15 protein-coding genes are annotated in these 17759 nt (G+C 30.0%); all 15 read right to left on the minus strand.

Annotated elements, in window-relative coordinates:
- Positions 1-74: 74 nt before the first annotated feature.
- On the minus strand, positions 75-1145 hold the full coding sequence (locus ACREV6_RS20695) for a glycosyltransferase family 4 protein (RefSeq protein WP_431579936.1): 1071 nt from the start codon (positions 1143-1145) through the stop codon (positions 75-77).
- 11 nt (positions 1146-1156) lie between these two features.
- On the minus strand, positions 1157-2206 hold the full coding sequence (gene wecB, locus ACREV6_RS20700) for a non-hydrolyzing UDP-N-acetylglucosamine 2-epimerase (protein ID WP_431579937.1): 1050 nt from the start codon (positions 2204-2206) through the stop codon (positions 1157-1159).
- A 19-nt stretch (positions 2207-2225) separates the two neighbouring features.
- The gene (locus ACREV6_RS20705; protein ID WP_431579938.1) at positions 2226-3215 is read right to left on the minus strand and encodes a D-glucuronyl C5-epimerase family protein; all 990 of its coding nucleotides are present in this window, start codon (positions 3213-3215) and stop codon (positions 2226-2228) included.
- A gap of 53 nt (positions 3216-3268) precedes the next feature.
- On the minus strand, positions 3269-4603 hold the full coding sequence (locus tag ACREV6_RS20710; RefSeq protein WP_431579939.1) for a glycosyltransferase family 4 protein: 1335 nt from the start codon (positions 4601-4603) through the stop codon (positions 3269-3271).
- A gap of 19 nt (positions 4604-4622) precedes the next feature.
- Positions 4623-6122 carry an O-antigen ligase family protein gene (locus ACREV6_RS20715; RefSeq protein ID WP_431579940.1) on the minus strand — a complete coding sequence of 500 codons (1500 nt, stop codon included), beginning with the start codon at positions 6120-6122 and terminating at the stop codon, positions 4623-4625.
- Between the two features lie 55 nt (positions 6123-6177).
- Positions 6178-7620 (minus strand): polysaccharide deacetylase family protein, encoded by a 1443-nt coding sequence (locus ACREV6_RS20720; protein WP_431579941.1) that lies wholly within the window; start codon positions 7618-7620, stop codon positions 6178-6180.
- Between the two features lies 1 nt (position 7621).
- Positions 7622-9340 carry a CDP-glycerol glycerophosphotransferase family protein gene (locus ACREV6_RS20725; RefSeq protein WP_431579942.1) on the minus strand — a complete coding sequence of 573 codons (1719 nt, stop codon included), beginning with the start codon at positions 9338-9340 and terminating at the stop codon, positions 7622-7624.
- A 35-nt stretch (positions 9341-9375) separates the two neighbouring features.
- On the minus strand, positions 9376-10788 hold the full coding sequence (locus ACREV6_RS20730) for a lipopolysaccharide biosynthesis protein (RefSeq protein WP_431579943.1): 1413 nt from the start codon (positions 10786-10788) through the stop codon (positions 9376-9378).
- A gap of 160 nt (positions 10789-10948) precedes the next feature.
- Positions 10949-12052: a LegC family aminotransferase gene (locus tag ACREV6_RS20735; protein WP_431579944.1), complete on the minus strand. Its 1104-nt coding sequence runs from the start codon at positions 12050-12052 to the stop codon at positions 10949-10951.
- Between the two features lie 21 nt (positions 12053-12073).
- Complete coding sequence (locus ACREV6_RS20740; protein ID WP_431579945.1) at positions 12074-13066, minus strand: NAD-dependent 4,6-dehydratase LegB; 993 nt, start codon at positions 13064-13066, stop codon at positions 12074-12076.
- Positions 13067-13083: 17 nt separating this feature from the next.
- A complete protein-coding gene (locus ACREV6_RS20745) occupies positions 13084-14139 on the minus strand; it encodes a nucleotidyltransferase family protein (protein ID WP_431579946.1) in 1056 nt (351 codons plus the stop codon).
- A 4-nt stretch (positions 14140-14143) separates the two neighbouring features.
- A complete protein-coding gene (locus ACREV6_RS20750; RefSeq protein WP_431579947.1) occupies positions 14144-14791 on the minus strand; it encodes an acetyltransferase in 648 nt (215 codons plus the stop codon).
- Between the two features lie 20 nt (positions 14792-14811).
- Positions 14812-15960, minus strand: a complete 1149-nt coding sequence (gene neuC, locus ACREV6_RS20755; RefSeq protein ID WP_431579948.1) for a UDP-N-acetylglucosamine 2-epimerase — start codon at positions 15958-15960, stop codon at positions 14812-14814.
- Positions 15961-16018: 58 nt separating this feature from the next.
- Positions 16019-17062, minus strand: a complete 1044-nt coding sequence (gene neuB, locus ACREV6_RS20760; protein WP_431579949.1) for an N-acetylneuraminate synthase — start codon at positions 17060-17062, stop codon at positions 16019-16021.
- Positions 17055-17759, minus strand: coding sequence for an acylneuraminate cytidylyltransferase family protein (locus ACREV6_RS20765; RefSeq protein WP_431579950.1), 705 nt, complete (start codon positions 17757-17759; stop codon positions 17055-17057). Before ACREV6_RS20765 ends, neuB begins: the two co-directional genes overlap by 8 nt.

Raw genomic sequence — 17759 nt, forward strand, 5'->3', positions numbered from 1 at the left:
TTTATCACTCCTAATTGAGTTTAAATCATCACCTGGGTAGCTGTTTATCTTTTTCAAACTACAATATCATTAAACTAATTGTTTCCTATCAAAGCTAAATATTTCTGTTCCACCAGTTTCATGTTCTGATCCCAAATAGCTTTTTTCAATATAACTTCTCTACTTAACCTAGCAGCCTTTTGTTTAAAATCCAAATCATTTAATGCAAGCTCCATAGATATTTTAAGACTTTCAACATCAATATTTTCTGTGATTAACCCATTTTTCTTATGATCTATCCACTCTCTATTTGCAGGTATGTCCGAAGCAATGGTTATTATACCTGATGCCATAGCTTCAAGTAGTGTTACAGATGTTGAATCTGAATCTGGTATAGTAATATGCATATGTGAACAATACAGAAGTTCTATTAAGTCATCTCTATTTACAAATCCTTTAATATCAACGTTTTTTTCCACATTTAACTGTTTTACAAGTGCCTTTATATTTTCCATTTCTGGTCCATCATTAGTTATAATTAATTTAAAATTATATTTTTCATTACTTGCAAGTAACTTTGCAAAGGCTTTTACAATTATATCAATGTTAGAATTCACATTAACCGTACGCAAGCTTAAAATTCTAATTTCATCAGTACTTTCTTTTCTATCCTTATAGCACAAAGACTGATCAACTCCCATGGGTACAGTTAATACATCAGTGTTTGTTAGCTGATGTATGGCTTCACTCATAAAATTCGAGTCTGATGTAATTAGCTCTGCACTATTTAATGCATATTTTGTAATAGCTTTATATATCTTATTTCTCTTAGGTGCCACAAGTATATCTGTACCCCAGGCTGATACTACTAGAGGCTTTGCACCAGATAGTGCCGCTAAAAATCCATAACTAGTTACAAAATGCGCATTTATTATATCAAAATTCATTTTTTTAATTAGCTTTCTAATTTGCATTGTCGAAAAAACATACTGCCAATTGCCACCGCTAATATTTATATCAAAATTGCCTATTTTGTGTACAATGATATTTTTGTGGACCACATTAGAAAAAGTTATTAAATGTACTTCATGACCCCTCTCATGAAAAAAATCTAACCATCTTCTAATATGGATACTATTACCATCTCCTAAAAAGCAAATCTTCATCTCATCTACCTCTATCCTATAATATCAACAATTTTTTTTACCGCATCGCCAAATCCAAAATACCCATTCTTAGGACTACTACAATTAAATCGTAGAATAGCATTTTTTATTTTTAATTTATCGCATCCAACAAGTATATTCCATCCATTTTCTACAGTTTCAATCCATTCAGTTTCTTCTCGAAGCGTAATACAAGGCTTGTCAAGAAAAAATGCTTCCTTTTGTACGCCACCACTATCAGTGACTATTTTTTTACAGTTCTTCTCTAGCATCACCATTTCTAAATAACCAACAGATTGAATAGTTTGAACATTTTTTTCAAAAGACAATCCATATTCAATTATATACTTTTGAGTTCTAGGATGTAGTGGAAGTATTATTTTTTCTTCACTTTCATTAAATGCTTCTACTATGTTTTTTAATCTATTGAAATCATTAGTATTTTCAGCTCTGTGAATAGTAGCTAATATATATTCTTCTTTATTTAAGTTAAGTCTATTCATTATGTTGGTTTTTTTTTCAGCAATTTTATTAAAATGTAATATAGAATCATACATAACATCGCCTACATTGTATACATTCTTAACTATTCCCTCTTTACTTAAATTGCTAACAGCAGTTTTTGTAGGTGCAAATAAAATATTTGATATATGATCCGTAAGAATACGGTTTTGTTCTTCCGGCATTGTCATATTATAACTTCTAAGTCCAGCCTCTATATGGATAAGAGGTATCAACATTTTGCTTGCTGCTAGTGCACCAGCTAAAGTAGAATTAGTATCTCCATAAACTAAAACACAATCAGGCTTTTCTTTTTGAAGTACTGATTCAATTTCTATAAGCATATTTCCTGTTTGATATCCATGATTACCAGAACATATATTTAGATTATAATCCGGTTTTGGGATATCTAATTCCTCAAAAAAAATTTTTGACATATTATCATCATAATGTTGCCCTGTATGTATTATAATTTCATTATTATTTTGTCTCAAAGCATTAGAAACCATTGATGCTTTGACAAACTGCGGTCTAGCCCCAATTACCGTTACTATTTTCATCTAATCTCACCTTTTATCCTTATTTGTCTGAAATTGATGGCACATAATTGCTTTGATTTCTTACAGAAAGTTTATGTGCAATCTTATATAATGTGGCAATAATATATATAATTATATTATTTTTAGATTTCTCCCAAGCTATATAATATTCTCGATATAAGTCATTATTTGTTAAAGTATACATTGATTTTAGCTGTTCTATATGAAGCTTATGATAAAAAATACTTGTTATATTATGGATTTTAAAATTATACAAGTCATATCTCGACCATTTTATTCCTTTAATATTAAATAAAGGTAAACTATCGCAAAGCGTCTTCTCACCTTTATTATATAACTCTAAAGCTTTTTTATTATTGGATACAATATTATAATCTAATAATCCCCAAAGTGAAAAAATCAATCCATTTAACACAAAAGAAGGCTCTTTAGATGGATACTCTTCATAAAAATATCCATTATTCAGCAGAGCAAGAACTCCTTTGTCTTGACTTTTAACTTCAAAAGATTTAAGAAGTTTTTCACAAACTTCTAAATATCTTTTATCTTTTGTTACAGAATAACATCTTGCAAGAACAGACATAGGTTGTCCCTGCGATAATGAAGACAACCAAGGCTTATGAAGCCCATAGGTCATCTTGTCATAATCATTAGCATATCCATAGACACCTTTTGATGTCTCCTGCAGGTTTTTCACAAACCATTCTGCACAAATTATAACAACATCAAAATACTTTTTATCTTTTGTCTCTATATATTTATCAAAATTTCCTAAGGCATACTGTGCAATAGTTACTGGAAAATAATAATATGTTCCATCCATTTCTAAAAGAGGTATATTATTTTCATCCATCTTACCAATGTAATTATGCTTAGGTTTTGTGTCAACATAATATTGGTCAATTTTCTTTAAACTACAGTTCTTATTGGCTATCATATCTGGATGCCAGTAATCTTGTTTCCCAAAAATCAAACTTCCATAAGCTTTAACCATTTGAAGAATATTCATGTGGATTTTCCTCTCCTCTATAACATCTTAAAAAGTATAACTAATTTATAAATTTACTGAAATAAATTCACTAATTGCTTTGTCAAATTTTTTCTTTCAAATTCTGCACATTTTTCTGCAGCATTAGTATTAGTATCTTCTTTGTTTTTCCATTTTTCATAATTACTTTTTATAAAATTGTAAACACCGTCTACATCGCCATGATCATATGAATATCCAATTTCTTTATCTATTATTAAATTTGAAGCTACACCATTTGAAGGCATAATTCCTAAAATTGGTCTTTGAGATCCTATATAATCAAAAATTTTACCGCTAAACACACCTCTGCTCTCATCTTCGTCTGTTAATATTATTAAATTAATATCCGCACCCTTCATATGTGAGATGCACTGAGAATGAGGCATATAATCAATTCTTTCAAAATTTTCATGCATGCTAGATGCTTCAATTAAATTTATGTATTCATCCAATATAAATCCAATAAATTTTATTTTTATGTTGTTTTTATATTCACTATTTTCATTAAACAATAGTTCTATTGCTTTTAAGAGTGTTTCTGGTGTTTGTCCTTTTGCTACAATGCCACTGTAACATATAGTAAACTTATCTTCTTTAACAACTTCCACTTTTTCAAAGTCATTAGCATCAAAACCATTAGTAATTGTAACAAATTTGTCTTTATACTGAGGGTATCTTTTTTTATAATTTTCACATATAGGTTCTGTAACCATAATTATTTTATCAGCATAGGCTACAACTTCTGCCTCTAGTTTTTCTTCTTTTTTCTTTCTTTTTTCTGAATGACCCACAGTCATTGGTGAATTTCCTATCCATGGATCTCTAAAGTCAGCTACCCAGGGAAGATTTGTTTTTTTCTTTGCTTGTAGCGCAATCAAATGTACAGTATATGGATATGAAGATGAAAAAATATATTGAATATCTTCCTTCTTTAAAATATTATAAACATCCTTTACTGCATGTTTATACCATCTTATTTTACTATCAGGTACTAAGAAATTAAGTTCAATGAATCTAAAAGTTCTTTCCTTAAGTCCTGGTGAACTTTGCACTGAAACACTAGTGCTACTACTGTTTTTGCTATCTTCATTTGATATAGCTTTAGGTTTTCTTATAGCGCTTAATTTTTCAATTATATTTCTAACCCATAAGGTCTCTCCAGAATTTGATCTATATACCACAACACTTTTTGGTACTTCTTCAAGTAAGGTTTCATCATATGCAAAATTATGACCAGCCTTAATAGTTGCAACTATTGGATTATATCCAAATTGCGGCATATATTTAACAAATTTTAAAGTTCTTTGTACTCCACTACCGCCCATAGGTGGAAAAAAATACAATATTGACAACACATTTTTACTCACTTTAACACCTCAATTACTTTTAGTTATTTGAAATAGTTTGTTCTTTTGTTATTATTAATAAAACAGTCACTAAACTAATTAATACAAATGCTGGAACCACACTTATAGGATGCTTTGAAGTAATAAATGCCTGGCCTGTAACATTACCATATGCCATAAGTGAGGTCATGCCTATAAATGCTGGAAGTATAATGCTTTTATTGTATTTTTTCTTTTTAGTAAATCCATATATTAAAGCTTTAAACATGGTACCCCACCAAGAAAAGAAAAATACTAGTGCAAAGGGTACTCCAAATTCAGTAGCTACATTTAAAAATATATTATGAGCATCGATATATGCTTTTTTTAGTTCCGGTGCATATGCTTGAAAATAATACTTGAAATTAGCTGGACCTACTCCAATATAAGTATGATCTTGTACCATTCTAAATGCTGCTGCTCCGATAGGCCTTCTATTACGAGTCTGCTCACCTAATTGATAAAAGAATCCTTTATTGTTTGCTACATTTTCTTCAATTTTAGGCACTTCAGAATTTACAATGGCATCCTTTATTTCTGTCATTTCACCTCTTTGGAATACATTAAAAGTAACACAGCCTAGTATTAATAGGGTCACTATTAAATATTTTTTATAATTTTTATGATCTATTATAATAATAGCTACAAAGGCTATTATTAACGCCCCCAAGAAACCTCTAGATCTTTGAGTACATAAATTAACAATCTCAACTAATAACAGTAACTTGTATATAGAATTATACTTGCCTGAAACTTCTTTATTAACAGCATATATTAATATAAATGGAAGTACCATCAAAGTATATCCAAGCATGAAATTACTACCTAATACTCCATACAGGTGAGTATTTTCCCCACTTAACACTTGACTATATAACGCTATAAAAGTGTCTGGTATTCCTGATATTGCAACACCTATACATAAAAACAAAATAATTTTTTTATAAAAATCATATTCCTTTATTTCTAAACATATTAATATTAAACTATAAAGAATCATAAATATGACTCCGATAAACGTTAATCTAAATGCTTCAAATTTATAAGCACTTAGCAATGATGAAATTAGTGCAATAGCACATAAGAAAACATATACTATGGTAACTATTCCATACTTACTTTTTATATTAATCTTTTTAAAATTCAGTTTTTCCTTTCTTATACCAATTAATAAAAATATAAAATATACAAAATACATTGTAGCACCAATACTATTTTGATTCAATCTATTTAGTAAGTATAACTGCATAGGCAGTATTGGTATGGAAATATTATATATTAGTATGGCAGTTTTTGAATCCTTTAGCATTAAAACTAATGAACTAATTATAAATATTGTTGTAAAAAAACTAGCTGCAAATATAAAATAGTTGGTTTTTCCTATAAGCATATAAATACCTAATTGACAAACTAAATATGCTACTAAAATTAACATTTTATATTTTAATAAATACTCTAAATATTCTTTTGACCCGTCTTTAATATCCTTTAGTAAATTCATTTATTACCTCCTGGTATATCTATGATGTACTGAACAATTATAAATTGTTCATGTTTTACTTTATATAAGTTTGCCCTAAAAACATTTTATAAACGTTAATTCCACTTTGGACAATACAGTTTTGATTTTCTAAATATGAATATAGCCACTTGAAAACTTGTTTTGAATCCTTATTATATTGATTTGTTATAGCTGAATTATGCCATAATATAGCGAAAACTCCACTATATTTTTGCACTTGAAAAATAAGCTCTTTAATATATTCCACGGACTCCTCATAATTTAAATTCATATAATCAAAAAGACTTCCCTCCATTAATATTAATGGAACTTCAATTAAATCTAAAGATGAATTACGAGTTAAGTCATAGGTCCGATAAGGCAAACAATATCCAACCTTAAATCCTGCCTGTTCTGGAAAACATGCCGTAGAGTCATATTTCAACTTACAGTCATCTTGAATAACCCATGTTCTCGAGCTATGAAAACTTAAATAATGCTGCCTAACCCCCGAAACATATGTATCCTTTATACTATTTTCTAATATTGCAAGTTGGTTTTTAAAATTTTCTTTATTATTAGAAGTATTTAGTCCTGGATGAAACCCTATCTCAGATCCATTGTCCAATATCTCCCTTAAAATTTCTTTTACTCTATGACTTTTCAAATCATAAGTTTTTCTATCTGCCATAAAGTAAAAGCTGGATTTGAAATTTTTCTCCCTTTCCATATTCATAATATAATCAAAAGTATCAAAGGGATCTTTCTGCACTTTTAGTATTTTAATATTAATAAAATCACTTATTCTTTTAAATACTTGTCTTGGTTTCCTATCAATTAAAATCATACTAAGTAATAATCTTATTTCTCTTTTAAAGGATAGGTGCTGTGTAATGATATCAACATCATGAGATAACATTACTGCAAATTCGCTCCCACTCCATAAGTCTTTTCTTTCAAGATTCATATTAAATCTTTTATTTAAAACATTAATAAAAAGACATATGTTTTCATTAACTACTGGTCGTGATAGTAAATTAAATTTATGTAAAATGCTATTTTCTATATTAAATCTCCCTTTATCATCGTACTCATTAAAAACAAATTCTTCATAACAAGTTAAAAAATAAAATATGGTCTGGAAAATGTCAATATTAAACATTATTTTTTTTTGCTTTTCTTTGAAGTAAAAATCACAAGATTTATTAGTAAAGAATACCGGTAAGCCCTCATAAAATTCAACATTACTAAGTAACGAATATTTATGCAAATAATTTTTTCCAAAAAGAGAACCCCGCGTAACAATTATATTTGCAAAGTCACATTCTAAATTATTCCCATAATAAATAATTAAATCACATTTGCAATCTGCAGGATTAAATTTTGAATATGGTACCATACAATAGTCAACGCAGTAATTACCAAATAGTATCTGAGATGCATACTCTATTTGATTTTTAAATTCCTCATTTTCATAAACAACTAAAATTCTCTTCAAATCACTCACCTACAATATTAAAAATTCTTTCACTAACCTTACCGTCTACTTTATAAAAATTTTCATGAAGGTATTGTTGAATACCTTCATCCTTTTTAATATCAACATCTTTTAATTCTACTAGTGTTTGTGCTAATTCAAATTCATTACTTACACCAACTGAAACACCATCACGAACAAAACCTCCATCATCATTATATTTGGGAAGCAGAATGCATGTAGATGGCTTATTTAAAAGAGCTCCTTCCACAACAACCGTAGAATGAACACTTACAATAACATCACTCCAATTAATGAGATCATATAAGTCACCATCTTTTAGAATTTCAGCATTATTTATATTATACTCCTTTATTTTCGACGTGTAGAAGTCATAATATAAATCAATGGGATGAAGCTTAATTATAAGTTCATAAGGCTCTTTTAAAAGGTTCAGTGCTTTAAATAACATTATTGTTGCAGGCTCTAGTAAATCCACAAAATATTGGGTACAATATAAAATTTTTATACTTTCTTTTTTTAATTCTGAATCATTATATTTTCTATTAACTAAAAAATCTGTTCTTACCTGACCCACTACTTTTATATTTTTATCATTATAGGCGTTAGAATTTTCTAAAAGAAGTTGCCTATATTTATCCCCCCAAAAAAAAGTAGCTTTAGGAACTATCAGCTGCCCAAATTTTGATATTATTGCATATGCAGGTGAATTTTTATTAATTACTCCATGTTGCGATGCAAAGCTTTTTATACCTAATCTATTTGCAGCAATAATAAAACATCTGCCTCTGTCACCTTCATCAATAATCAAACATCTTTCAATTTTATTCTTACTTAGAAACCTTTCTGCAGATAAGGTTTCTATTAAGTAGGACTTAGATTGATGTTTTAAATCCTTTAAAATACAACAGAGCATAAGTTCTTTTAAGTCATAATCCTCAAACTCATAATTAAAATTTGGTAGCTTGCTCAGTTCATCTTTATACTTTGAATTATCTATAAGCTTTTTACCTATAAATCTCTTGTAAGCAATAAACAATTCAAAAGGCACAAACTTCTCATTACAATTAAATGTTTTATCTATTAGTTCTACACTATTTAATAGTTGAAGATTTAATACATTAAATTTACTTCGACATTTTTTAGTTACAAGCCCTATTTGAGTATCATAGTAGCGATTGTTTGCCTTAGCGTCTTTCACTAAATTCAGTGAACCTGTATGAGAGCATATAAGCATATTTGAGCTTTTGCTTTTAATCATTTTAAACTTTAAGTATTGCAAAACCCCTGAGAATTGTCTATGAAATAGCTTATACTTATTGTTTAAACCACTATTTTTTTCATCACTATTATCTTTTGTAGCTTCACTAGTTTTTAAATTAAATACTTTTTCAGCTACCATCCTCATAATTTCATTATCTGTTTGAACTAAAAAATCTTTACCATATTCGCTAGTAACACTTTGAAGAATAGTTATACAGGTTATTAATATTTTTAGTTTTAAAAATATTGTTGGTCTATTGAAATAATATAATGGAATACCATCGTAGGTACATAAATCCTCAATTTGTTTTCCTTGGATTTTTTGATTTTCTAAAAACTTAAGAAAACAAAATGAGCGTTCATCAATATTTGAACTAACTAAAAATTTATCTATATCAACTTTTCCATTGCTACTTACCATTTCCTTACACTGATTTGTATATATTAACGTATTCAACTTATATCACTTTCCTTTTACTATATGTCAGTAGGTTATTTATTTAAAAGAACACCAATTTTCTTCTTAAAGCTAAAAACTGTTATTAAACAAACCATGATAATTATACCATATCTTATAACCCATATGTCTTTAATGAAATAAAAAATCACACTAGATATAGTTACAAACAAAATTCCATATATAAAGTGCATAATATTAAAGACTCTTACGTCAGATATTTTTAAAGCTATTATATAATGATACAAAAAAAGCAACAAATATGATACAACAGTTGTCCACCCAGCAGCCTTATATCCGAATTTGGGAATAAAAATAAAATTTAGAACTAGGTTAGCTACTGCAGCCATAAACGTTCCCGTCGCTATATATTTAGTTTTCTTTGTATAAAACTCTAAATTAACCGGTAGGCTATATAAGAAAACAAAGTAGTAACCTATCATTATGATTGGTACGAGTCCTATTCCCTGTGAATATGCCTTTGTACCTAAAATCATTGCTATTTCTGGAGATATGAAAATTAAAATAAATGTTATAAATGAAAATAAAATTATATAGTACTTTGTTTTTTCCGAAATTTCGTCATAGTTTTCTTCCTTCATCTTTTCAAAAAACCAAGGTACCCAAGCTTTATTAGATGCAGCCCACGCAATACTTACTATTAGTCCCATTTTATATGCAAATCCATAAATACCTGTTTCCGCATCACCTACTATTTTACTTATCATTACGGCATCGGAAGAAGTCAATGCTATTGATGAAAGTTGATGAAAAATCATAGGAAGAGAAATAGGTAGTGCATACTTCCAGTATTTTAAAGCTATTAATTTTTTACCTTTCATCATAAATATAACATATAGTATTACTCCATAAATTATTGTAACATAGGCTCCACCTTTGATTCTTCCATAATATCTATTATTAGTTAATCCCATTATTAAAACAATTGATAACCCAACGTTTATTAACGTACTTGTTATAGAAATAAATAAAAATTTCTTATACTTATATTCAATAGAATATTTTGTGCTAGCAAAGCTAAGTACAAAACCAAAAAAACTTTGTACAATGAGCATAATCAATAAATCCGGCTTTATTCCTATCATATTTGCGATAGGTTTTTTGAATATAATTCCAATTGCTAGCCATATTAGGAAGGTTATACTAGCTAGAAAAAGTAACGAAGATAAGAATTCTTCATAGTCCTCTTTAAAATCAAATCTACCTCTAGATACAGCAGATTCCAGTCCTATACCAATAAGAATAGTAAATACACCAACATAGGTAGTGTATATAGTAATTACACCATTTTCTGTAGGACTGAGCAATCTATTAAAAATAGGAAGCGTTAAAAACCCTATACCTTGTAGGAAAAATGTCCCTATAGTATACCATATTCCACTTTTGACTAATTTGCTGCTATACATTTTTTTAACTAAAGCATTCAAAATTCTATCCCCTTACTAATACTTCATATTGCTTATTTTAAAAATAACTAGTGCTATAGTAATCTATTTTTTTTGCACTACAATGATAAATAATACCGGTCCATATTAATATATCTTTAAAATAATATGGACCAGTATCCCTATCTGTTATTTTTAAATTTTATTTTGCGTATTTTTTAATAATATTACACACTGCTTCAATATCTTCTTTTTTAAGACCTACAGAACTTGGAAGATTTATTCCTAGCGCATAAAGCTCACCTGTAACACTTAAATCTCCATGTGTGCAATCAATGTATGGTGGCATATCATGTATAGGCATAAAGAAAGGTCTTGCTTCTATTTTTTCTTCATTTAATTTTTGTATAAGCTGGTCCCTTGTTATACCATACTCATCTTCAACTAAGATTGAGTATAGCCAAAAACAATTTTCTACATTATCTTTTTCTATTGGTAATGTAATTCCAGGAACCTCACTTAAAAATTTATTGTAATAAACTGCATTTTCTTTTTTTACCTTTAAATATTCTTCAACATTTTCAAGTTGAGCCACTCCAAAAGCAGCAAGAAGATTTGGCATCCTAAAATTATATCCTACCTCAGGATGGTAGAAAGCTTTATTATCAGTAACTACTTTTGTTTGTGTGGACAAAAATTTTGCTCTATCTCCATATTCTAAATTGTTAGTTACAAACATTCCACCTGCCCCTGTAGTTATAAGCTTATTTCCATTAAAACTGTAGCAACCCATATGTCCTATGGTTCCAGCCATTTTGCCTTTATAAGTAGATCCTAATGCTTCTGTTGCATCTTCTATAACAAACAGATTATGCTTTTGCGCTATTTCCATAATCCTATCCATATCTGCTGGATGACCATAAATATGTACTGGCATTATAGCCTTTGTTTTAGGTGTTATTAACGCTTCTATCTTTTCTGCATCCATAACAAAGGTATCTCTACATACATCTACAAATACAGGCTCAGCACCTACATATTTTATAGTGTTTATTGGAGATATAAATGTTAATGATGGAACTATAACCTCATCTCCTGCACCTATTCCTAGAGTTACTAATGCTAATTGAAGTGCTGCTGTACCATTATTTGTAACTACTGCACTTTTGCTACCTACATATTCACTAAATTTCTTTTCAAATAAATTTACATAACTTCCTACTGAAGATACCCAATTAGTATCTATACAGTCTTTAACATATTTCCACTCATTGCCTCTTATTTCTGGTATACATAATGGTATCACACTAAAAACCTCCTGTTTATTTTATACGTTGTATATGTCTGTTTTGAAATACTGCATATTATTTTTTATCCACTCAACTGTTTCTTCAAGACCCCTATCTATATTATAATTCGGCTTCCAGCCTGTTAATTCTTTTATTTTAGTGTTATCCGCCCATAATCTATTAACTTCGCTATTTTCCGGTCTTAATCTTTCATCATCACAAAGGATTTTTACGTCCTTTCCTATTATGCTTATTATTTTTTTAACTGTGTCCCCTATAGTTATCTCATAGTTTGAACCAGCATTTATAACTTCACCAATAGTTTTTTCGCTTTCAGCAACTTTTATGAATGCCTCAGCAGTATCTTTTACAAAATTAAAGTCTCTAGTTGGAGTTAAACTTCCAAGTTTAATTTCCGTTTTACCTGCAAGTATCTGCGATATTATTGTTGGAATTACAGCTCTTGCTGATTGTCTTGGTCCATAAGTATTAAATGGTCTTATAGTAGCTATTGGCATATTAAAGCTTTTATAGTAACTTTCTGCCATCTTGTCTGCTCCTATTTTTGATGCCGAATATGGAGATTGACCCTGCATTGGGTGTTTTTCATCAATTGGCACATAAAGAGCTGTACCATAGGTTTCAGACGTGGAGGTATGCACAATTTTTTCAACCTCATATTCTCTACAGGCTTCTAAAACATTGGTAGTACCTTCTATATTTGTTCTTACATAGGCCATAGGTGAAAGATAAGAATATGGAATTGCAATTAGTGCAGCAAGATGAAGCACCACTTCTTGCCCCTTTATAATTCTTTTCATTCCATCATATTCTCTTATATCTCCAGTAACAACTTTAATGCTATCTTTAGTCTTTTTATCAAAAGTGTCAATCCATCCCCAGTTATTAAAGGAATTATATTGAGCTAGTGCCGTAACATCTGCTCCAAGTTCTACTAATCTTTCTGTTAAATGACTTCCTATAAACCCCTCTGCACCTGTAACTAAAACTTTTTTACCTTGCCAATTCATTTCATCTACTCCTCTTTTTATAATTCAAAAAACTTATGAATATCCCTGTTAGCATTTCTATAGTCTTCTATTTGGCCTATATCCTTCCAATACTCAGTTATCTCATATATACCTGAAGTGTAATCATTATTCATTGCATCTTCTATTAAATCAGTCATATTATAAACTTCGTCTTCTTTTATATATTTTACAATTTCAGGATTAACAACATATACTCCGCCATTAATATTAAATTTGTATGTAGGCTTCTCTTCCAAAGACTCTATAATCATATTATCCGTAACTAATACTCCATAGGGAACATTAATTTCATAATTTCTAACTCCCACTGTTATATTGAAGTCGTTTTTTATATGATGATTTAAAAATTTTTCAAAATCAATTCCCGTTAGTATATCTCCATTTATAACTATAAAAGGCTTCGTGAATTTTTCTTTTACTAAGGCTATTGACCCTGCAGTACCTAGTTTTTTAGTTTCTCTAATGTATTCTATTTTTACACCAAATTCACTTCCATCTTTAAAGTAATCCTCTATTATTTCTCCTTTATAATTAAGTGAAACAATAAAGTTTCTAAATCCATATTCTTTAAATTGTTCTATTATAAGTTCCAATATGGGTTTTTCACCAACTGTTAACATAGGTTTAGGCACTGTTTCTGTTAAGGGTCTTAGTCTAGTTCCTAGACCTCCAGCTAAAATAAAAACATAATTATCTTTTTTTTCATAAGATATTATATCATCTAAAAAGTATAAATCTATAAGTTTTTTATCTTTATCAATAACAGGTACCTGTCTTATTTTATTACTTAGCATATACTCTTTTGCTTTCTTTTTACTATGTTCTTCTGTTACAAATTTAAAATTTTTAAAATAAGTGTTTTCTATACCATCACTTATGCTAGAGCCTTTAAGCATAGCCCGCCTAATATCACCATCTGTAATAGTTCCAACGAGTTTATTATTTTCATTTACAACTAAAGCCCCACCAGTTAAATTTTTATCTATAACCACCATAGCTTCTTTTATTGTAGAATCCGTTCCTATACAATATTTGTCAATTGAAAATTTCATAATATCACCTGCGCTTTATAATTTTTGCTGGAATTCCTACTGCAACTACATTATCTACTATATTTTCAATAACCACAGCTCCGGCTCCTATAATTACATTATTACCTATATGTATTGATTGAATTATAGAACTTCCCATACCTACATGGGTATTACATCCAATATTCACCCCTCCAGCTATACAAGCCCTAGGTGAGATATGGGTGTTCCTTTGAACCTTGCAATCATGTTCGATTACTGCTCCAGTGTTTATTATACAATTCTCTTCTATGAGTGCACCTGGATTAATTATGGCTCCGGCCATTACGCAAGTTCCAAAGGCTACATTTGCATAAGGAGAAACTATTGCACCCTTATGTATAAGTACAGGCATCTTAAAACCTATATTCAAAAGCTCCATGTATATCTTATCACGAACCACAATATTCTGCAGTGCACCAACACATACAAAGGCATTTTTTACTCCATTATTGTATAGCTCTTTTAAAATGCTGTCATCACCTATTATAGGTATATCTAATACAAAGGTTTCTTCACCACTCACATAAGCTTTATCCGTTACACCCACTATATCATATTTAGAAGCACTTTTTATAATGTCAATAATAACCTTACAATGACCACCTGCGCCTACAAGTACAATTTTCTCCATAATATCACCTCAACTCTCAACTAGTAAGTTATTCTTTTTTGTATAAGTTTCCTATCTAAGACTATCTCACTTAAAATTTGCGCTATTTTACCACTGGCATTACCATCACCATAAGGATTTATGCAGGTTTCTAATTGTTTGTTAAAGTTATCATCTTCTAGTGCACTTTTAATTCCTGCCTTTACAGCATCTTTACCGTAAGGTATGTCTATTATATTGCAGGCTCTTAATCTTCCACCCTGCCTTGATCCTATATTTACCACAGGCAACTTAAAGCTAGGAGCTTCAATTATACCTGAAGATGAATTCCCTATCATTACATCTGCTATTTCTAAAAAGCTTAGGTACTCTACTTGACTTAAATTTCTAAATACCTTTAAGAATGGGTATTTAGCTCTATATTCCTCAATAACCTTTATAATTTCACGTCCGCCATTATCACTATTAGGGTATGAAACTATAGTTTGATACCCAAGTTCTACAATCGCATCTAGTGTTTCTCTTATTTGCCATTCCACCATGTCCCGCTCTGTGGTTACTGGATGTTGCGTAAGTAAAAATATCTTATCATCTTCTAATTTAAATCTTTCTAGCATTACACTTCTTGATAAAAACACTGTTTTTTTAATGTAATCAAGTCCTGGGGCTCCTACTACAAAAATATTTTCTTCCCTCTCACCTAATTTAAGGATTCTTTGTTTGCTATCCTCATTAGCAGGAAAATGAATATGTGAAAGTTTAGTTATAGCGTGTCTTACGGATTCATCTACGGTTCCAGTTACTTCCCCTCCATGAATATGAGCCACAGGAATATTCATATGAATAGCTGCAGTGGCTGCCGCCAGCATCTCTCCCCTATCCCCTAGTATTAATACCACATCTGGTTTTATTCTATCAAAGCACTGTGCCATACTTATAATGGAAAGCCCTATAGATTTAGCCATAGAGGTGCCTGTGTCAGAAGCCAGAATTGTTTCAAACTTATCTGCTATTTCAAAACCATCTTTTTCTATCTCGTTTATAGTCATGCCAAATTCAGGGCATAGATGCATACCACAGGCAATAAGCTTAAGATCTAATGCGACCTGTTTTTCTATTTCTTTAAGAACATGATAAAATATACCATAATCTGCTCTTGTACCAGTTATTACTGCTATTTTTCTTTTCATATTTGACCTCCTTGTAGTGCCCTGGGAGAATAACATAACGGAATGGTTTAGTACATTTTTATTCCATCATATTGAATGCTATTTGCTCATCAACTTTTATATCTCTGTTAACTTTTTTACCAATAATGTCTAAATAAAACTTAGGTGAAAGTCCAGTTCCTGGTCTTTTGTAATCTAAATCCATTAAACTTATACACTCTCCTGCTCTTATATCCCTAGTAGCTACTATACTTTTTCTTGCTGCCTTAATAGTATCTACTTCACTAGGATTACATCTCTTAATACCACTTCCAAGTGCCATTTCTACATTTCTAATAGCTGTAACCATGTCTTTTAACTCTAAAGGACTGAGAGATGCACTATGGTCTGGACCTTCCATGTCCTTATCTAGTGTAAAATGTTTTTCAATTATATCTGCTCCCATAGCAGCTGCGGCTATAGGCACTGTTATCCCTTGTGTGTGGTCAGAATACCCCGACACAATTTTAAAAGCATTTTTTATGGTACTCATTGCATTTAAGTTAACACTTTCAAGTTTAGCTGGATAATTTGAAGTACAGTGGAGCACCGCTACTTCTTTATTCCCTATGCAATAAATTGCATTTATTGCATCTTCTATTTCTGAAAGTGATGCCATACCTGAAGATAAAATTATAGGTTTATTAAATCTTGCTATATGCTCTAAAAATGGAATATTTGTTAAATCCGCTGAACTTATTTTAAAAGCCTCCATACCTATAGATAATAAAAAATCAGAGCTTTCAAAATCAAAAGGTGTAGATAAAAACATAATTTTCTTGTGTATACAATATTTTTGTATTTCTATAAAGTTTTCATATGAAAGTTCTAATTTCTTTAACATATTGAACTGAGAGTCATCTTTGCCTATATTATTCTTTTGATACTCTGCCATGTCTGCATAACGCGTGACTAATTTTTCAGTCTTAAAAGTCTGAAATTTTATGGCATCAACTCCCGCAAGCACAGCTTCATCCACCAGTTTTTTTGCTATATGTATATCTCCATTGTGATTAACCCCAGCCTCTGCAATAATAAAGGTTGGATTTCCATTACCTATAAGTTTACCATCTATTTTAAACATCCATACTCTCCTTTATTATCAGTTCTACAAGTCTCGCGTCTAGCATTGTGTCAATATCTACCGAACTTTCCTTGTCCATTACATAAGGGATTGTATCTTCATTAACAAATTTCTTTTCATCCACTAACATATCTGTTGAATTTATATATAGTGCACCATTAAATATATAAAAAGCAGGTAAATCTTGGCGCCTTAGATTTGTTCCCTCAAAACTTATGACTTCTTTTAATTTATCATTTTCTATATTTCTCATAAGAATAGGATTTTCCTCAGCTTCACAAACACTAACTAATGAAGTTCTGCTAGACTCAATAATTTTTTCTATAGCTTCATCCAAATGCTCAAAAGTCCTTAAAGGTGATGTTGGCTGTAATAATATTACGTAATCAAAAGCTATATTATTATTTTTATAAAAATCTATTGCATGTATTACCACATCTATAGATTTCGCACTATCACTTGATAATTCCTTTGGTCTTAAAAAAGGAACCACAGCACCATACTGCTGTGCTATTACCTTTATGACATCACTATCTGTTGATACAATTATTTCATCTATGTATTTAGATTTCTTTCCTGCTTCTATTGTATAAGCTATAAGTGGTTTACCACATATAGCCATGATGTTCTTATTTGGTATACCTTTTGAACCACCTCTTGCTGGAATAATAGCAAGAAATCTTTTATTCTTATACAT

It is taken from the genome of Clostridium sp., assembly GCF_050717515.1.
Taxonomy (GTDB): domain Bacteria; phylum Bacillota; class Clostridia; order Clostridiales; family Clostridiaceae; genus Clostridium_AD.